The sequence below is a fragment of the Dactylosporangium sp. NPDC005555 genome, from assembly GCF_040605635.1.
GTDB lineage: Bacteria > Actinomycetota > Actinomycetes > Mycobacteriales > Micromonosporaceae > Dactylosporangium.
This window is the reverse complement of the sequence record NZ_JBEXDG010000058.1, coordinates 42778-59400: the sequence shown is the minus strand read 5'-3', so window position 1 is coordinate 59400 and position 16623 is coordinate 42778. Positions and strand designations below refer to the sequence as shown.

Below are 16623 nucleotides of genomic sequence, written 5' to 3'. Positions count from 1 at the left end.
ATCGTGAACCCCTTGCAGACCCTCGTGGAAGCCTTCGCCGATCGGTTCCATGCCTCGTCCGACGCTCGTGCCCACGCGCAGGGGCTCGTGGTGCAGCGGCTGCCGTGGGGCGGTCGTCGCATCGGTCACCCGATGGTCGGCCAGTACGCCGCCGCTCGCCGCGAACGGCTGCTTCGCGGTGACGCCGACGTCGTCGACCGGATGTTCCTCGACGCCCGGCACCCGGCGGGCCGCCGATGACCGTCGACACGCTGCCCGGCCTCGAAGCCGAACCGGAAGCCGCCCCGCGCCCCGGATCACGCGCCGCCCGCATGCTGATGCCCCTCGCCGCGGACGTCGTGAAGGACATGGCGACCGAGTACGGCGTCTGCCTCCGTCCGGTCGGCCTGCGCCGCACCGACCTCGCTACCGGCCAGACCGAAATCATCGACATCCCGTGCGGCGCTACTCGCGAGGACAAGTGCGTCCCGTGCGCGAAACGAGCGAGACGGCTACGGAAGACGCAGATCCGCGAGGGCTGGCACCGCGTCGACGAGCCGGCGCCCGCCCCCGTGCCTGCGACGGAGGAGCATCGCTCGCTGATCAGCCTGCGGGCGAACCTCGAGTACTTCCGGGATCAGGCGGTCCGGGAGTCGAAGTGGGATGAGGTCGGCGAGGTCGACGAAGCGATCCGCGAGGTGGAGGAGGCCATCGCGGGGGAGGGTCTGCGCGGCACGGTCGCCCCGTCGCACGACAAGCCGGAGGAACCGAAGCGGCAGCGTTCGACCCGTCGTCGTCAGGACGCCCCGGCCCTGCCCCGGCAGAAGGTTCAGCCGCGTACGGTCGGCCGCGTCTACACCGCTCCGGACGGTACCGAGCACCGGCCGTCGATGTGGCTGACGATGACGCTCGACTCGTACGGTCCCGTACGGGAGGACGGCTCACCCCTCGACCCGTCCCGCTACGACTACCGGCGCGCAGCCTGGGACGCGATCACGTTCCCGCGGCTGCTCGACCGGTTCTGGCAGAACCTGCGCCGCTGCGTCGGCTGGAACGTCCAGTACGCGGGCTGTGTCGAGCCGCAGCGTCGTCTCGCGCCGCACTCGCACTTCGCGATCCGCGGCACCATCCCCCGCACTGTCCTGCGTGAGGTTGCGGCGGCCACGTACCACCAGGTGTGGTGGCCGAAGATCGGCGATCCGACGTGCAGGCCGCTATGGGACGCCAACGCGGAGGAGTGGTGCGACTCGGAAACCGGCGCCCCGCTCCAGACGTGGGACGCGGCACTCGACGCCATCGACGACGACCCGGACGCCGAGCCGGCGCACGTGATCCGGTTCGGCAAGCACGTCGACGCTCGCGGGGTCGCGGCCGACAGCAAGGACATAGACCGGACGGTCGGCTACATCACGAAGTACATCACCAAATCCGCAGCCGATTGCCACACCGTGACGACCGACCGGCAGCGGGCGCATCTCGAACGCTTCTGGCACGAACTCCGGGTCACGCCGTGCTCGGAACGATGCGCGAACTGGCTGCTCTACGGCATCCAGCCGAAGAACGCGCACGGCAAACTCCGGCCCGGCAACTGCAAGGGCCGCGTCCACCAGCGCTCCACCCTCGGCATCGGCGGTCGGCGCATCCTCGTGTCCCGCGACTGGTCCGGCAAGACCCTCGCCGACCACCGCCACGACGCCCGCGCCTGGGTCAAAGCCCTCCTCGGCGCGGCCGGTGGTATCGACCAGGTCCCGGTGCCCGAAGCCGGTGACGGTTCTCCGACCTCGATCGCGTGGGAGCTGGCGAAGCCGAACGACCCGGACATGCCACCGATGCGACATCGCCTCCTACGGGCGCTGGCGCAACGCATGCAGTGGCGTAGCGCCATCAACGCTGCCAGAGATCGGGCGGCGCAGTACCAGCAGAGATCCGGCGACAACGGGGAGGAACGCAACGGTGAGTGACCGGCTGTTGAAGGTCGCAGAGGTGGCCGAACGGCTCGGAGTGACGGAACGGTTCGTGCGCCGGCTGATCGCCGAACGCCGGATCGAATACGTCAAAGCTGGCACCCATGTACGGATCAAAGAGCATGCGCTCGCTGTCTACATCGATGAGTCCACTGTGGAGCCGATCCGCATGGGCCTGCACAGCAACGGATTGGTGGCGTGATGAGTGACAAGAAGCGCCGGAGGTTCGGAGCCGTTCGGCAACTTCCTTCCGGGCAGTGGCAAGCGCGCTACTCCGGGCCGGACGGCCAGATGCATCCCGCGCCGCAGACGTACCCGACCAAGTCACTCGCCGAGCGATACCTCAGCGTGACAGAGGGCGATATCGCGTCGGGCCGCTGGATCTCACCTCTCGCGACGAAGATGCCCATCTCGGAATGGGCCGACCAGTGGTTCACCGCGTCGCAGTCGCGCTGGAAGGTCAAGACGCAGGAGACGTACCGCTCGGTCCTCGACCGGCTGATCAAGCCGCACCTCGGGAAGGTGAAGATCGGTGCGCTCCGTCCGCTCGCAGTGACGCGGTGGGTCGGCACGCTCGCCGAGACCGTGAGCGCGTCCCAGGTCCGGCAGGCGTACCGGCTCCTGTCGCAGATCATGGCCTCGGCCGTCGACAACGGCATGATCCCGGTGACTCCGTGCCGGGGTGGGCGCGTCGCTGGCCTTCCTCGTCTGCCGCATGCCAAGCCGAATGTCCTCACCCCTGCGGACGTCGCCCGCCTTTCGGCAAAGTGCGAGCTGCCCGATCGGGTCCTGGTGCTGCTGCTCGCGTACGCCGGACTGCGGATCGGTGAGGCGCTGCCGCTGCGTCGCCGATCGTTCGACGTGCCGGGCCGCCGGCTCATCGTCGCCGAGGCGGTGTCGCAGGTCCGCGGCGGCTCGGTGGTCGGTACACCGAAGAACCATCAACAGCGGGAGCTGATCCTGCCCGCGTTCGTGGTCGACGCGGTGACGGAACTGCTCGGCAACTTGCCCAAGGGTGAGGACGTGTTCCTGTTCGGCGGTCGGCAGAAGCACACGAGCGAGCGACAGCAGAGCTACTACGGCTTCCGCACCCGGTTCCGCGAGGCGGTCAAGGCGGCTGGCCTCGACGGCGTGAAGCCGCACGACCTGAGGGCCACGCACGCGTCCTGGGTGTCCGACTCGCACGGCATCCTGGTTGCCGCCGCTCGGCTTGGCCACGCCGACGCCAGCGTCACGACCAGGCATTACGCCCGTCCGCTCGGCGGCAAAGATGCTGAGGTCGCGGCGCATCTCGACAAGGTGGCGCGGAAGGCGAGTGGCACGCGAATGGCACGCAAGATCAAGAAGGACGTGCAATAAGCGTCTGACCTGGTGCCCCCGGCAGGATTCGAACCTGCGACACACGGTTTAGGAAACCGATGCTCTATCCCCTGAGCTACGAGGGCGCGGAGCACAGTGTACCGACGCCCACGCTGACCTGCGTCGGCATATCCCGCCCCGGCGTGACCTGGCTTCGTTCGGGCTGGTGGGAGCGGGGCCCGATCACACAACCGGCGTTTGCGATGGGCGGGGTCCGTCCGTTATGCCCGATTGGTTTGCGTTGACCCTCGGTGGCTCGCTTCGCCGAGCACTCATCGAGTTCCTGCGACAGACCGGGCAGGCCCTTCCGCCGACTTCGTCGCCGAGGCGATCGACGTTCTGACCGAGCAAGGGCCGGCGCTCGGTAGGCCACTGGTCGACAATCGGCTCAAGGGCAGCCTGTATCAGAACATGAAGGAGCTACGACCGGGCTCCAGCGGCAGCTCCGAGGTTAGGATGATCTTCGCGTTTGATCCGGCGCGCGAGGCGATCTTCCTGGTGGCAGGAGACAAGACCGGGCAGTGGCAAGCGTGGTATCGCAACGCGATCCAACTTGCGGGCACTCGGTACGCCGACCATCTCGCGGCGCTGAAAGAGGAGGGTCAGTTGTGACCGAGGCTTCGAACTGGCGGGACGTCAAGGCCAAGGCGCGCGCCGCAGACCCGACTTGGGACAGCGCCGAGCGGGTTGCTCGCCGCCAGCAGATGCGAGAGCAGATGCTGGCCTCGGTCAGCGGTGCTCAACTGGCTGAGATCCGTAAACAGCTCGGGATGACGTAGGCCCAACTCGCTGAAGCGACCGGGCTGACGTAGGCGCGCATCAGCCAGATCGAGAACGGCGACGCCGTCGGCCTGGAGACGCTTCGAGCCTGTGTGGTCGGGCTCGGCGGCCAGCTCGATATCGTCGCCCGCATCGGCAATATCCAGCTCAACGTGGTCTGAGAACGACGTCCGCTCAGGGTGGCATTGGCAGGCTGGAGCAGTCGGCTCACTTTGCCAGTGGCCGAGCACGCGCGCCGGAATCACCCGTCGCCTGGTTGTGCCGTGAACCGTCACCCCTGGGGCGGTGAAGACGGTCAGCTGCCGGTAGGTGTAGGTGAGGCCGTCTGGGGTGAGCTCGATGGAGTTCACATGCAAGAGGAGGAAGGACGCATGACTGAGTTCCACGACTGGGACGACATCCGCGCCGAGCTCGACGATGGAGGCATCGACGCGCTGGCCGCTGAGCGGGTCCGAACCGAAGCGTGGGTCAGCGCCTTCCACCTCGCCGAGGAACGCCTTCCCGCGGCGGGTCGGACCGACCGTGCTGCGCTCGGGTCGCTCGCAGGACAGGTCGATCTCAGCGGCGACTGGGACTCACCTTCGACGAACGCTCGGATCGCCGCCGAATTCGGGATTGGTGGGTGACCCGGCTTCTGCCGTGCAACCACTTCGTGTCTGGATATCACCCGATCGGCGGTAACGGTCGTTGACCGAAGCATCCAGCATCGACGGCGTGGACATTTCTGCGGTGATGGTTGACCTCGCGCGGCGGCGGCCGCTCTTCCACTCGGAACGGGACTTCCAGTTCGCCCTTGCCTGGTCCATCCAGCAGCGCTACCCGCACGCTGAACTGCGCCTGGAACCGCGCCCGAACAGGGGCATCCACCTCGACCTGCTCGTACACCTTGCGCAACGACGCATCGCAATCGAGATGAAGTATCTCGTCGCAGCGTTCGGTGGCACGCTCGGCGTGGACCGTTTCGACCTGCCCAACCAGGGCGCCCACGACATCGCTCGGCATGACGTCGTCAAGGACCTGGTCCGCCTTGAACGGCTCCTCGCCGACGGGTACGCCGACGAAGGTGTTGGTCTCACGCTCACCAACGATTCAGCCTACTGGCGGCCGGGTATGAGGAACACAACGATCGATGCGGCGTTCCGCATCCATGAGGGCCGCACGCTTAACGGCGCGCACGAGTGGTCGCCCACAGCGGGCGCCGGGACCACCCACAAGCGTGATGTGCCACTGACCCTTACCGGCAGCTATACCTGCGCCTGGCACCACTTCGCCAACGTCGCGGCCGACGATGGCCGGGTTGTAGAACTGCGGTACCTCACACTTTCTGTTCGCGAACCGGGCCGGCCGACCCCGGTGGCCGCCGTCGTACCGCGGGTCGTGTCGACGACCGGCGCGCTGACCGCACGCGACGAGATCCTCCTCGCCGTTGCTGACATCCTGCGACGATCCGGACGTGCGGAGTTCGACCTGAGCGACGTCCTGGCCGAGATGCGCCAGCGCGGCAGCCGGTACGCCGAATCGACGATCCGGACTCACGTTGTGTCGCGCATGTGCGCGAATGCACCCGATCATCACGCGACGACCTTCGACGACTTCGAAAATGTCGGTCGGGGCCGGTATAGGCTGCGTCGTTAGAGCGGAGGCCACACTCGGCTGCTGCGGACCATGGATCGCTTTATTTGCAGTGCTATTGCGTTTCGCTGGACGCCCCCAGGTCGGGCCATGGTCCGGCCTTTCGGGCGAGCAGCACCACGCCGTCGTGTCAGCGCCGCAGCCGTTCTGCGCTGGCGCGTTCGACCTCCGGGAGCGGCAGGTCGAGGCGGTTCGCGAGAGCTTCCAGCGGTGGGCGTCGCGGCAGCCTGAGCCTGCGCTCATAGCGGGACAGCTCATGGCGGGTATCCGGTACTCCCAGCGACTGACGCTGTGCACGGCGGAGCCATGCCTTAAATGTGTACACAATCGGGTACACTTTAGCCATGTTGATTGAGACGCTTTCCGTTCGAGAAGCTCGCGAGCAGCTGCCAACGGTCCTCGAGCGCTTCCGCAAGGGCGACCGTACGCCGGTCGGTGTGGGGTCGCACCGGAAGACTGAGGCGATCATGGTTTCCGTTGAGGTCTTCGACGAGCTGACCGCCGAACGGAATCAGTCTGTGGCGCAAGCCGCCGCCTCCGTGCGAGCCGAAGGGCTCACGATCAGCTCGGCCGCCGAGACGATCATGGAGCGCTGGGCTCGCGGTGAACTCAGTACGACCCAGATGCGAGAGCTGGTTCGGCAGCTCCACACCTCATGACCGTCGACCCGTACAGCGACCCAGCCTCCGGGGTGCTCCGCAATCGGTTCGGTATCACCGACCCGGACCGTCTCCGCGTTGTGGAGGCCGACCTGACCGCAGCGGCGCTGGCGGACCTTGGCACCCGGATCTTGCCCGGCGGCTACGATCTCGTCCACCTGCGCCTGTTCCACGCCGAGATCTTCGGTGATCTGTACCCGTGGGCGGGTGAGATTCGAACCGTGGGCATCACCAAGAGCGATCCCTTCTGCCTGCCGCAGCATATCGAGGCGTACTCGGGCGAGGTGTTCAACGCGTTGGGGAAGGAGCGCTTCCTGCGGAACCTGTTGAGGGAAGACTTCATCGCTCGGCTGACGCACTACTTCGCCGAGGTGAATGCGATCCACCCGTTCCGAGAGGGAAACGGCCGGGCGCAGCGAGCCTTCTTCCGCCAGTTGAGTCGAGAGGCCGGCTGGCCGATCGACTGGTCGGGCCTTGACCCGCAACGCAACGCCGAAGCATCGATGGCGTCGCTTCGGGGTGACAACACCCTGCTGCAGGAGATGCTCGACTCGCTCGTGAGCCGGTGATCCGCTCGGGTCGGTGGCGTCGCAAAGGAGGCCGTTCAGGGCGTCGGACGCGGCGCAGGTCGGTCGAGGGCTGGCGAAGGCGTGAATCCTCACCGGAGTTCGCGGTGTCTAGAACGGTCGGTCGATGTCCCAGCGGTCTTTGAGGACGAGGTAGATCGTGCCTATCCAGCCTTCGTCCTCGAATCCGGTGGCTTCCTGCGCGACTCTGACGAACCCGTCCGGTACGGCAACGGCGCAGGCGCGGCGGAACTGCTCCCGTGCATGATCTGCTCCTCGGACCTGCGGCGCCACCAAAAGGTCCTGGCCGTCGGGAACAGCGTCTGCAAGGTACCCGCCGACAGCGTTGATCAGCTCCGCGCGCTCGCCGAACGCACCCGGTTCGATGCGGATCCGGTTGCTGTACAGCTCGACCTTCATGTCAGGCGGCAGTTGAGCCTGGTAGTGCTCCCAGCAAGCGGTGATCTGGTCGGACTGGGCTGGTGTCGGTGCGGTGATGCCGAAGGTGGTGGCGAGCGGTTCGAATCGGAGCCCCTGCCATTCGATGCTGCCGGTGGTGGTGTCCACCCGCTCCACGGCGATCACGGCGTCGCCGATGTGCCGTCGAGCCGCAGCGCGAGCCTCGGCCAGGCCCGCTTCGTCGTGGCCGGCTTCGACCGTCAGCTCGTCACCGGTGGACAGAAACACGGCCCAGACGCCGCCGTACCGGCGCTGGTAGGTGATGGAGATTGGATCCATGGGGCGAACTGTGCCATGAAACGCACGGCCACGTAACGTCGAACACCAGGGGCAGCTTGCTCAGATGTGAGAGCAGATGCTGGCCTGAGGAGGCGGCGCTCAACTGACTGACATTCGCCAGCAGTTCGGCGTGACGCGAGCAGACGGTTGATGCCGTTTCACCCGCGGACGAGTCCTATTGCTGCCGCGCCTGAGCGCTCACCGAGCCAGGCGGTGCCGCAAGGCGTTCTTCGGAGTGGTGTGGGTGCGGTACAGCGGGCTGCACGGCATGGCGGCCAGCCATGCCTCCAGGTCGTCGAGCTCCCGTCCCCTGCAGCGTTCGGCGAGGACCGTGAACTCGGTCATGATCCCGACGACGCTGCGGTTGGCGGTCGGGGCGATCCGTCGGCTGCTCATATGTTTCGACCTCGGCAGCGACCAGCTCGTTGTCAGTGCCGTACGCAGCCATGATCGCGGCGATGCGGTCGGCGGCACGGGACAGCGCGGTGGCGGCGGGTGCGAGCGGAACAAGGATCGGCAGCAGGGTCGTCTCGTTGACCAGCAGTCGCCCGAGTACTCGTTGAGCGCCGATCAAACGTATATACTCTTAATCGAGGTTGGATATATGGGGGCTGCCATGACCAAGAAGCTCATCGACATCGACTTGGATGCCCTGGCGGAGGCGACGGCCCTGCTCGGAACGAAGACGCAGAAGGACACCATCAACACCGCGCTCCGTGAGGTTGCTGCCGTTCAGCGTCGCGCCAAGGCACTGGCCGAGCTGACCGAGATCGCTGCTACCGGTGCGTTCGATCACCTGCTTGACAAGAGGAACTACCGTCCGTGAGCACAGTTCGGTTTCTCGCCGACACGAGTGCCGTGGTGCGCCTGTTCCGCAACCAGCGGGTGCAGGACCTGTGGCAGCCGCAGTTGCGGGCCGGCGTGATCGGCATCTGCACTCTCACTGAGCTGGAGTTCCTTCGCGGAGTGCAGTCCAAGGCTGACCACGACCGGTATGCCGCGCTGCTGGGATCGGTGTTCGCGTGGGTGGTGACCCCGGATGACGTGTGGCACCGAGCCACCGAGGTTCAGCAGATGCTCGCGGACGGTTCGGCGCACCAGGGACCCAGCGCGGTCGACCTGCTGGTAGCGGCGACCGCGGAGCTGTCCGGCCTGTCACTGCTGCACTACGACCACGACTTCGAGACGATCGCCCGGTCGACCCAGCAATCGACCACGTGGCTGGCGGCCCCCGGCTCGATCGACTGACCCGGGCATCGACTTGCCTCGCCTGTGGTCACGCAATGGGGCGTGGCCCTTGCTCGTCCGCGACGCGGGCGACGTGGAGCAAAGCGCGCCCGCTGCCGGCGGCAACCTCGCCGAGTTCCACGGTGGGATCGTTCGGGTCGAAGGTGGCTTTCTCCGCCCATCGCGTCTCTGTCTCGTAGGCGCCGATCGGCACAGGGGTGCGAGCCGCATGCGGTTCTGAGGTCATCGGTATGTTCTCTCGATCAGGTTGAGGCACTCAACTGACAGTGCTGACGTACAGGCCGGCGCGTTCCAGGCGGTCCAGCAGGCTCGGCTTGCGGGCGTGCTCCTGGCGCAACTGGTGGATCCGGCCGCGGAACGTCTTGCGTTGGCCGTCGCGTTCGCTGAGTGCCTTCAGGTCGGTCAGCAGGGCGACCGCCGTGTCGTACTCCTTCGGCTTCTTGGTCGCGATCAGCTCTGCCACCCGCTGCCACGCTCGCTCCGGGTCGGCGGCCAGGTCATCAAGGCGCTGCTCGCGGGCAGCCGCGGCCGCCGCTTCCCGGCGAGCCTGTTCGGCCGCGTTGCGCACCGCTTTCCGCTGTTGCCGCGCTGTCCAGAGGGTCTCCGCGCCAGCGAGCAGCTCGCCCACCGTGCGTTCGCCGCCCGCGGGCTCGGTGGCCGTGCCGCTGCCGTACCGGCGCAGCAGCTCGGCGCGAAGGTGCACGCCGTCGCCGCGGAGCAGCCGCACGATGGCCTCGTCCTTGTCGGCCGCAGGCAGCTGCTTCACCCATGTGGCGAGCGCCGCTGCGGAGGGCGCCTTCGTGGTCAGCGGCGCGCTGGCCTGGGCCGCCGTTTCGAGGAGGTCCTCGTCCAGGCGCAGGAAGCTGGCGAGGCTGCGCAGCGGACCCGACAGTTGTGCCAGGCCGGGCGGTATCGCCGGCTCCAGCGAATCCTCGTCCAGCTCCTGGTTCTGCACGCACAGCAGCCATGCCAGGTAGAGCAGGCGGGTGTCGCCAGCGGCCAGTTCCGCCCGGACGGGGACGATCGACGCGAGGGCGTCCTCGTCCTCCCACCACTCCTCGTCGCCGTCCTCGTTCTCACTGTGGAGGTCGAGGATCACATGCTCACCCGTGGCCGATGAGGACACGCCGTAGGTCGCGGCGAGCGCCGGGTCCAGCAGCGACTTCGGCAGCCGCAGCATGATCCGGCGGGTGCCCCAGTTCGCCAGGTACAGGTGGGCGTCGAAGTACCGTCGCATCCAGTCGCGGGGATCGGCCTTCAGGTCGCCCCACTCGTAGGTGTTGACGAAGCTCGACGCGCTGATCCGGCCGCGGGTCGACACCGCCCGCAGCTCGGCCTGCTCCGCCGCGGTCAGCGGCCGGTCGATCGCCACGAACTCGTAGTACTGGTACTCGCTCACGGGTCATCCGCCCCAGTGCCGGTAGGCGTCGATCCACTGCGCGCCGGCCGGCGGCGGATCCGGCAACGGGAGGTCCAGGATCGCGATCGCCTGCCGTTCGCGGCCCCGGTGGCAGATCGCCACGATCCGCTGGCCGGTCAGGTCAACCTTCCGGACCGTGACCTCGACGCCGAGGACCTGCGTCGTGAACGGCAGGGCGAGGTTGTCCTCGATCATGGTGTACAGGCCGGTCAGCTGCTCGTCCTCGTTGTAGCAGTCGACCGTCGCCTCCTCGACCAACGCATCGAGCTGTTTCCGGCTCAGCGAACTCACCGTGGCAGCGTAGCCCGACCATCGGCAGCGGTGACGATGAACGGGCCAGGATCGCGCGTGCGACGATCCTGTCATGGGCGCCGACGTGACGGTGGACAGTGAGCTTGCCCGGGTGCGTCGTGAACTGGAGCGTTTGCGGGCGGAGAATGTGCGCCTGTCGCGTCTGCTGGACCTGCGGGGTTAGGACACCGCTCCGCCGCCGGAGCAGTTGTCGGCGGCCGTCGCGCCGCCGGGCCTGGTCCAAATGGCGTCGCCGGTGGCGGACAAACTGGCCCTGTACGCCGACCGGTTCCGGGCCCGGGCGGACGTATACGCATTGCGTTGGGAGAACAACCGAACCGGCGCGAGCGGGTGGATGCCCGCGGTCGCCGGCGGTTGGCGCAAGGGAGCCGATCGGAGAGCTGTCACGTATCTCCCGCTTACCGCCGAGGTCGTCTCGGCGCACCTGGTGGGTGACGTCTTCATCGGGCTGTACCCACTGCTCAGCGACAACTCATGTCACTTTCTCGTAGCGGACTTCGACGGCCCGGCCGCGATGCTCGACGCGCTCGCCTACACCAAGGCGGCACGCGCCGGCGGGGTGCCGGCGGCGCTGGAGATCTCCCAGTCCGGGCGTGGCGCACACGTGTGGGTGTTCTTCACCGAAGCGATCTCCGCCGCCGTTGCCCGCTGCGTCGGTACCGCGCTGATCCACGAGGCCACGGTGCTGCGCGGCACGATGGACCTGCGCTCCTACGACCGGCTGTTCCCGAACCAGGACGTGCTGCCCGAGGGCGGCTTCGGCAACCTGATCGCCGCGCCGTTGCAGGGCCGCCGGCGCAGGGACGGGTTGACGGCGTTCCTCGACCTGGCGACGCTGGAGCCGCACGAGGACCAGTGGGCGTACCTGTCGACCCTCGACCGGCTCAGCCCGGGCGACGCGGCCAGGGTCGCTCGGCGCGCGAAACAGGCGGTCGTCGGCGCCGACGTCGCCACGTTGAGCAGATCCGACGCCACGAAGGTGCATCCGCCGCTTCCCGCAATCCTGCACGCGGAGCTCGGCGCCGGGTTGAGCGTCGACGCGGCCCAGCTGACCCCTGCGGCGTTGTCCACGTTCAAGCACGCGGCATCCATGGCCAACCCGAAATTCTACGAACTGCAGCGCCTGCGCAAATCCACCTGGGACACGCCGCGGTTCGTCCGCGGGTACGACCTCACCGTCGACGACCGCCTGGTCCTGCCACGCGGACTGCGCCACACCGTCGAAGCGATCGTCGAGCGTGCCGGATCGCGACTGGCCATCGCGGACGTGCGGAATCCTGGCCGCGAGATCGACGTCGCCTGCACAGCACAACTCGACACCAGACAGAGCGCGGCGGTCGGCGCGTTGCTCGCGCATGACGACGGCGTCCTCGTCGCACCGCCAGGCTCGGGCAAGACAGTCATGGCCTGCGCGGTGATCGCCGAGCGGGGCACGGCGACCCTCGTGCTCGTGGACCGGAAGGCACTGGCCGAGCAGTGGCGCACCCGGATCGAGCAGTTCCTGGGCATCAAGCCAGGGCAGGTCGGTGGCGGCAGGCGCAAGCTCAGTGGGGTGGTGGACATCGCCATGCTGCCGTCGCTGGCCAGGCGTGACGACGTCGCCGAACTCACCAACGGCTACGGGCACGTCATCGTCGACGAATGCCACCATCTCGCGGCCGCCGCGTACGACCACTCGGTCAAACGCATGGCCGCGCAGTTCTGGCTCGGCCTCACCGCCACCCCGGCGCGGCGTGACGGACTCGGCGAACTCGTCCTCTGGCAACTCGGACCGGTCCGGCACACGATCACGCATGACCCGCCCGGCAACGAGCAGGGCACACTGCTGGACGCCTGGGAGACTGACGCGGGACCACGGCGGCTGCTGTACCTGCATGAGACCGCCTTCGAGTTCCGTTCCGGTGACGCCGAGCCGTCCACTGCGATCGCGGAAGCACACCGCGCCATCGCGGTCGACGAGGCACGCAACGCACAGCTCGTCGCCGATGTGACCGCTGCCCTGCAGCGCGGGCGCAACTGCCTGGTGCTCACCAGGCGGGTCGCACATGTGGAAGCGCTGAACTCCGCGCTCGCTTCGCGGGGCAGTCAGGCGTACGTGCTGCAGGGCGGCATGTCGACCAGCGACCGGCGTGCCATCGTGAGCCGGCTCGCGGACGCCAAGGCCGGAGACGGCGTACTGGTCATCGGCACAACGCCGTTCATCGGTGAAGGCTTCGACGCGCCGGCCCTCGACACACTGTTCCTGGCCGCTCCGGTCTCCTACGACGGGCTGCTCATCCAGTGCGCCGGCCGGGTGATCCGTGCCGCGCCCGGCAAGGACGTCGCCGAGGTCCACGACTACCACGACCGCGCCACGCCGATCCTCGCTGCCTCGCTCCAGCGCCGCATGCCCGGCTACCGCGCGCTCGGCTTCACCAGGGCGTAGCACGCCTATTGGCCCCCCGCGGTAAGCACAGAAATGGTGCGCTGCGGAGCGGTCTCAGCTGAGACCTGCGCGCTCCAGCCGGTCCAGCAGGCTCGGTTTGCGTGCATGCTCCTGACACAGCTGGTGCATCCGGCCGCGGAACGCTTTTGCGCTGGCCGTCCCGCTCGCCGAGTGCGTTCAGATCGGCAAGCAGCGCGACCGCGGCGCCGTACTTGATCGCCAGGTACGGGAAGGTGGTGGCGGTCGAGCTTGTACAACGCCTTCCACCTCAACATCCGTGCCCTACCACCGGATGGTGGTATAACAGGTGGTATGACGCTGGCAATCAAACGGACGCTGTCGATGCGCCCTGAGGTCGACCGGATGTTGACCACGCATGTCGATCGCACACCCGGGGCGACGCTCTCCTCGACGGTCAATGCCGCGCTGGTGGAATATCTCGAGGCGGCCGCCTTGGAGTCCTACCGGCAGTGGGATGCGGACGCGGATCCGGACGAGCGTGGTGCTTTGGATGCGTTTGCGGCCCAAGATGACAAGACGTGGGCGGCCGGGTGAGGCGGGGAAGCATCCTGCAGTATGTCGTCGGCAGCCACCGGCTGAGGGTTGTCGTCGTCACCGCAGACCGGTACAACCCCAGTCACGGCCTTGTGGCTCCGTTGCGGGAGCGAGCCGCACCGGACCTTGTGCCCGCGTTCCTTGTGCCCCTGGATCGGCAGGACTGGCCGAGCGCCGCCGTGATCGACCTTTCTCGGGCAAGGTCCCTGGACCCAGAATCGGTCGCCGGACCGGCCGGTCAACTTACCCACACGACCCTCAACACTTTGGCAACCGCCGTTCGCACCTACTTCGGCGCCGTGGACTGAGTGCAAGGATGTGGTATCAGCCGAAGCGGCGCTGGTAGAGCGCCGGGGACGCGGCAGGAAAGGTCCAAGGCTCACATGCGACTCCGCGATCGTTCGGGGCGGTAGCTTCTCCTGAAGCAGGATGCGTGCGCCGCGGGAGTCTCCGAGCGTCAGGGCGCGGCGATCATGCGCTACCAGGCAATGACCGTTGTCGCTGCCGGACCGGAACGCTGGCGGGTAGGAGGCCCCGGGTTTCGTGGGGGCCGGGTATGCGCCTAGCGTGGTCGGCTATGCATGGCGCGAGCGAGGTGCCGGATGACGGTCTGGCTGCCGATGAGGTAACCGTCCGCTTGACTGGGGCGGAGGCGCTGGCCGATGTGCTGGCCGTGCTGCAGTTGTGCGGCGCGGGCAAGTTGCGCTGCAGCGAGAAGACCCAGCGGCCGGCTGCCGCCACCGTTGCGGGGGTGGCCGAGGTGTTGGCCGGCGGGGACTTCTATCCTTCGGAGCCGATCGCGGCGTTCGCCTGGCCGCTGCTGATCCAGGCCGGTGGGCTTGCCGAACTGGCTGGTGGCCGGTTGCAGCTGACGGCGAAGGGTCGTGCCGCGTTGGGTCGGCCGCCGGCCGAGACGGTCCGGGCGCTGTGGCGCTCCTGGGTCGGTAAGGCGGTCATCGACGAGCTGAGCCGGGTCGAGCACATCAAGGGCCAGCGCACCGCCAACACGCTGACGTCGGCGAAGACCCGTCGGCAGGCGGTTGCTGCGGCGCTGTCCAGTTGCCCGGTCGACGAGTGGGTGGCGATCGACGACCTGTTCGACAGGATGCGCCGCGGTGGGTTGTCGCCGACGGTGGCGCGCAGTGAGCGGGCGTTGTGGCGGTTGTATCTCACCGATCGGGAGTACGGCAGTCTGGGCTACGCCGGGTTTGCGGACTGGCCGATCCTGGAGGGCCGGTACACCCTGGCGGTGCTGTTCGAGTATGCCGGCACGTTGGGTCTGTTCGACCTGGACTACACCGACCCGGTCGGCGCCCGGGATGACTTCCGCGGCAATTGGGGCACCGACGAGCTGGAGTATCTCAGCCGCTATGACGGGCTGCGGGCGGTGCGGCTCAACGCCCTGGGCGCCTACGCGCTGGGCCTGAGCGACCGCTACGAGGCGCCCACGGCGGATGCTGTGGTGGCCGGCGTGTTGAAGGTGCTGCCCAACCTGGACATCGTGGTCACCGGTGAGTTGCCGCCGGTCGACCGGCTGATGCTTGACGCGTATGCGCACCGTACCGCGGACCGGGTGTGGGCGTTGCGTGAGGCGACCCTGCTGGCTGCGCTGGACGCCGGTCGCGGTCTCGATCAGTTGCGCGAGTTCCTGGCCGCCCGCGCGACCCATGAGTTGCCCAATCCGGTGACCACCCTGCTGGCCGATGTCGCGGCGCGTGCCGGGCGGCTCCGCAACCTTGGTGTGGTCCGCCTGGTGGAGTGCGCCGACCCGGCGCTCGCCGTCCTGATCGCGGGTGATCGGCGGCTGCGTGGCCTGTGCCAGCGGGTCGGTGACCGGCACCTGGCCGTGGCCGTCGACCGGGAGCCGGAGTTCCGCAGGGCACTGCGGGCGCTGGGCCATGTTCTGCCGACTGACACCCTGGCCTGACCGCATCAAGGAGGATCGGATCGATGCAGCCCAGCCCGAGCCTGACACGGGGCGCGCCCCGCGCGACGGTGTACCAGATTGCGTACTTCCCGCCCGAGCAGTACGAGGCAGCCTGGACCCAGGGCCTGCTGAATGCCACGAGCCACCGTAACCACGGCGACTACCGCCGGGAAACCCAACAAACCATGCAGGCCATGGCCGAGCGGGCCGCCGCCCCGATCCGGATCGTCCGGCTGGACGTGCCCGACCTGCTCGCCTACGCACAGCGCACCGGCACAGACCCGGCGCGGCGCCAGACCCGCCTGGCCTACGCCGGGTGGCTGCACAAAACCGGCCACACCGGCCACCTCTGGCCGCCCGAGCGCAACTCGCCGTGCTGGTGCGGCTCCGCCACCAAGTACAAGAAGTGCTGCGGCAACCCGGCCTTCCTCGCCATCGAGCCACCCGACCCGGCCTCGCTCGTTCTGCGCATCGAACTCAACGGTGTCACCCCACCCGTGTGGCGGCGGGTGGCCATACCGTCGAACACGACGCTGGACCTGGTGCACCGGATGATCCAGGACGCGATGGGCTGGTCCGACGAGCACATGTACGTGTTCGAGACCGACGAGCACACCATCATCGACCCCCGCTCCGACTCCGGCGAGGCTCCCGCCGACGGTGAACGCCTGGTGTCCATCGCCACCGATGCGGGCGCCACGTTCACCTACGTGTACGACTTCGGCGACGAGTGGACGCACACCGTCACCGTCGAGGAGATCCGCCCCGGCGGCCCCCACAACACGTTCACCGTCCTGGACGGCGGCGGCGCCTGCCCACCTGAGGACATCGGCGGCGCGGCCTCATACCAGCACCTGCTGGCCGCGTTGGCCGACTCGTCCAGCCCGGACCACGACGACGCGGTCGAGCGGCTCGGCGAAGACTTCGACCCCACCCGCCACCAAGGCGCAACCGCCGGGTAGGGATGAGGACTGGCTAGGGATCGAACGTACTGGGAGGAAGGACTGGTGACTGAGTTCCACGACTGGACGACATCCGCGCCGGGTTCGACGACGGAGA

General features: G+C 68.0%; 21 protein-coding genes and 1 tRNA gene. 16 read left to right on the top strand and 6 right to left on the bottom strand.

Annotated elements, in window-relative coordinates; genetic code table 11:
• The first annotated feature begins 3 nt into the window (after positions 1-3).
• Genes ABZS58_RS40955 through ABZS58_RS40940 form a run of 4 tightly spaced genes read left to right on the top strand, consistent with a single transcriptional unit; the run spans position 4 to position 3302 of the window.
• On the top strand, positions 4-240 hold the full coding sequence (locus tag ABZS58_RS40955) for a hypothetical protein (RefSeq protein WP_354789165.1): 237 nt from the start codon (positions 4-6) through the stop codon (positions 238-240).
• A complete protein-coding gene (locus ABZS58_RS40950; protein ID WP_354789163.1) occupies positions 237-1940 on the top strand; it encodes a replication initiator in 1704 nt (567 codons plus the stop codon). The genes ABZS58_RS40955 and ABZS58_RS40950 overlap by 4 nt, the downstream gene beginning before the upstream one ends.
• A complete protein-coding gene (locus tag ABZS58_RS40945) occupies positions 1933-2145 on the top strand; it encodes a helix-turn-helix domain-containing protein (RefSeq protein WP_354789162.1) in 213 nt (70 codons plus the stop codon). The genes ABZS58_RS40950 and ABZS58_RS40945 overlap by 8 nt, the downstream gene beginning before the upstream one ends.
• Positions 2145-3302 (top strand): site-specific integrase, encoded by a 1158-nt coding sequence (locus ABZS58_RS40940; protein ID WP_354789161.1) that lies wholly within the window; start codon positions 2145-2147, stop codon positions 3300-3302. Before ABZS58_RS40945 ends, ABZS58_RS40940 begins: the two co-directional genes overlap by 1 nt.
• A gap of 10 nt (positions 3303-3312) precedes the next feature.
• Here the strand turns inward: ABZS58_RS40940 and ABZS58_RS40935 are convergent.
• Positions 3313-3388 (bottom strand) — tRNA-Arg (locus tag ABZS58_RS40935).
• 112 nt (positions 3389-3500) lie between these two features.
• On the opposite strand from ABZS58_RS40935, the gene ABZS58_RS40930 reads away from it, so the two are divergent.
• Positions 3501-3914 (top strand): type II toxin-antitoxin system RelE/ParE family toxin, encoded by a 414-nt coding sequence (locus ABZS58_RS40930; RefSeq protein WP_354789160.1) that lies wholly within the window; start codon positions 3501-3503, stop codon positions 3912-3914.
• Here the strand turns inward: ABZS58_RS40930 and ABZS58_RS40925 are convergent.
• Positions 3905-4468 carry a hypothetical protein gene (locus ABZS58_RS40925; protein WP_354789158.1) on the bottom strand — a complete coding sequence of 188 codons (564 nt, stop codon included), beginning with the start codon at positions 4466-4468 and terminating at the stop codon, positions 3905-3907. The genes ABZS58_RS40930 and ABZS58_RS40925 overlap by 10 nt on opposite strands.
• Here ABZS58_RS40925 and ABZS58_RS40920 point away from each other — a divergent pair.
• The 4 genes from ABZS58_RS40920 to ABZS58_RS40905 all read left to right on the top strand — a co-directional run bounded on the left by ABZS58_RS40920 (position 4454) and on the right by ABZS58_RS40905 (position 6942).
• Positions 4454-4708 (top strand): hypothetical protein, encoded by a 255-nt coding sequence (locus ABZS58_RS40920; protein ID WP_354789157.1) that lies wholly within the window; start codon positions 4454-4456, stop codon positions 4706-4708. The two genes, ABZS58_RS40925 and ABZS58_RS40920, sit on opposite strands and share 15 nt — an antisense overlap.
• Positions 4709-4769: 61 nt before the next feature.
• Positions 4770-5717 (top strand): hypothetical protein, encoded by a 948-nt coding sequence (locus ABZS58_RS40915; protein ID WP_354789156.1) that lies wholly within the window; start codon positions 4770-4772, stop codon positions 5715-5717.
• Between the two features lie 341 nt (positions 5718-6058).
• Entirely contained in the window at positions 6059-6373 is a 315-nt protein-coding gene (locus ABZS58_RS40910) for an antitoxin VbhA family protein (RefSeq protein ID WP_354789154.1), read from the top strand.
• The gene (locus ABZS58_RS40905) at positions 6370-6942 is read left to right on the top strand and encodes a Fic family protein (RefSeq protein WP_354789153.1); all 573 of its coding nucleotides are present in this window, start codon (positions 6370-6372) and stop codon (positions 6940-6942) included. Before ABZS58_RS40910 ends, ABZS58_RS40905 begins: the two co-directional genes overlap by 4 nt.
• Before the next feature lie 108 nt (positions 6943-7050).
• Here the strand turns inward: ABZS58_RS40905 and ABZS58_RS40900 are convergent, their stop codons facing one another.
• Both ABZS58_RS40900 and ABZS58_RS40895 read right to left on the bottom strand, forming a co-directional pair.
• On the bottom strand, positions 7051-7677 hold the full coding sequence (locus ABZS58_RS40900) for a hypothetical protein (RefSeq protein ID WP_354789152.1): 627 nt from the start codon (positions 7675-7677) through the stop codon (positions 7051-7053).
• Between the two features lie 198 nt (positions 7678-7875).
• On the bottom strand, positions 7876-8022 hold the full coding sequence (locus ABZS58_RS40895) for a hypothetical protein (RefSeq protein ID WP_354789150.1): 147 nt from the start codon (positions 8020-8022) through the stop codon (positions 7876-7878).
• Between ABZS58_RS40895 and ABZS58_RS40890 the strand changes: the two genes are divergently transcribed.
• Positions 8021-8503 (top strand): type II toxin-antitoxin system VapB family antitoxin, encoded by a 483-nt coding sequence (locus tag ABZS58_RS40890; RefSeq protein ID WP_354789149.1) that lies wholly within the window; start codon positions 8021-8023, stop codon positions 8501-8503. The two genes, ABZS58_RS40895 and ABZS58_RS40890, sit on opposite strands and share 2 nt — an antisense overlap.
• Positions 8500-8925, top strand: coding sequence for a PIN domain nuclease (locus tag ABZS58_RS40885; RefSeq protein WP_354789147.1), 426 nt, complete (start codon positions 8500-8502; stop codon positions 8923-8925). The genes ABZS58_RS40890 and ABZS58_RS40885 overlap by 4 nt, the downstream gene beginning before the upstream one ends.
• Positions 8926-9181: 256 nt before the next feature.
• Here ABZS58_RS40885 and ABZS58_RS40880 read toward each other — a convergent pair whose 3' ends face one another.
• Together ABZS58_RS40880 and ABZS58_RS40875 are read right to left on the bottom strand one after the other, a co-directional pair.
• Positions 9182-10324, bottom strand: a complete 1143-nt coding sequence (locus tag ABZS58_RS40880; RefSeq protein WP_354789145.1) for a hypothetical protein — start codon at positions 10322-10324, stop codon at positions 9182-9184.
• 3 nt (positions 10325-10327) lie between these two features.
• Positions 10328-10636: a calcium-binding protein gene (locus ABZS58_RS40875; RefSeq protein ID WP_354789144.1), complete on the bottom strand. Its 309-nt coding sequence runs from the start codon at positions 10634-10636 to the stop codon at positions 10328-10330.
• A gap of 256 nt (positions 10637-10892) precedes the next feature.
• On the opposite strand from ABZS58_RS40875, the gene ABZS58_RS40870 reads away from it, so the two are divergent.
• The 5 genes from ABZS58_RS40870 to ABZS58_RS40850 all read left to right on the top strand — a co-directional run bounded on the left by ABZS58_RS40870 (position 10893) and on the right by ABZS58_RS40850 (position 16526).
• On the top strand, positions 10893-13082 hold the full coding sequence (locus ABZS58_RS40870; RefSeq protein ID WP_354789143.1) for a DEAD/DEAH box helicase family protein: 2190 nt from the start codon (positions 10893-10895) through the stop codon (positions 13080-13082).
• 312 nt (positions 13083-13394) lie between these two features.
• Positions 13395-13637, top strand: a complete 243-nt coding sequence (locus ABZS58_RS40865; RefSeq protein WP_354789141.1) for a hypothetical protein — start codon at positions 13395-13397, stop codon at positions 13635-13637.
• The gene (locus ABZS58_RS40860; protein ID WP_354789140.1) at positions 13622-13945 is read left to right on the top strand and encodes a type II toxin-antitoxin system PemK/MazF family toxin; all 324 of its coding nucleotides are present in this window, start codon (positions 13622-13624) and stop codon (positions 13943-13945) included. Before ABZS58_RS40865 ends, ABZS58_RS40860 begins: the two co-directional genes overlap by 16 nt.
• Positions 13946-14214: 269 nt before the next feature.
• On the top strand, positions 14215-15564 hold the full coding sequence (locus ABZS58_RS40855; RefSeq protein ID WP_354789138.1) for a helicase-associated domain-containing protein: 1350 nt from the start codon (positions 14215-14217) through the stop codon (positions 15562-15564).
• A gap of 23 nt (positions 15565-15587) precedes the next feature.
• On the top strand, positions 15588-16526 hold the full coding sequence (locus tag ABZS58_RS40850; protein WP_354789136.1) for an SEC-C metal-binding domain-containing protein: 939 nt from the start codon (positions 15588-15590) through the stop codon (positions 16524-16526).
• Positions 16527-16623: the final 97 nt, after the last annotated feature.

Coding starts and splice junctions, on each gene's coding strand:
- ABZS58_RS40950 (WP_354789163.1), top strand. CDS start 237: ATGACCGTCGACACGCTGCCCGGCCTCGAAGCCGAACCGGAAGCCGCC.
- ABZS58_RS40940 (WP_354789161.1), top strand. CDS start 2,145: ATGAGTGACAAGAAGCGCCGGAGGTTCGGAGCCGTTCGGCAACTTCCT.
- ABZS58_RS40920 (WP_354789157.1), top strand. CDS start 4,454: ATGACTGAGTTCCACGACTGGGACGACATCCGCGCCGAGCTCGACGAT.
- ABZS58_RS40910 (WP_354789154.1), top strand. CDS start 6,059: ATGTTGATTGAGACGCTTTCCGTTCGAGAAGCTCGCGAGCAGCTGCCA.
- ABZS58_RS40905 (WP_354789153.1), top strand. CDS start 6,370: ATGACCGTCGACCCGTACAGCGACCCAGCCTCCGGGGTGCTCCGCAAT.
- ABZS58_RS40900 (WP_354789152.1), bottom strand. CDS start 7,677: ATGGATCCAATCTCCATCACCTACCAGCGCCGGTACGGCGGCGTCTGG.
- ABZS58_RS40890 (WP_354789149.1), top strand. CDS start 8,021: ATGATCCCGACGACGCTGCGGTTGGCGGTCGGGGCGATCCGTCGGCTG.
- ABZS58_RS40895 (WP_354789150.1), bottom strand. CDS start 8,022: ATGACCGAGTTCACGGTCCTCGCCGAACGCTGCAGGGGACGGGAGCTC.
- ABZS58_RS40865 (WP_354789141.1), top strand. CDS start 13,395: ATGACGCTGGCAATCAAACGGACGCTGTCGATGCGCCCTGAGGTCGAC.
- ABZS58_RS40855 (WP_354789138.1), top strand. CDS start 14,215: ATGCATGGCGCGAGCGAGGTGCCGGATGACGGTCTGGCTGCCGATGAG.
- ABZS58_RS40850 (WP_354789136.1), top strand. CDS start 15,588: ATGCAGCCCAGCCCGAGCCTGACACGGGGCGCGCCCCGCGCGACGGTG.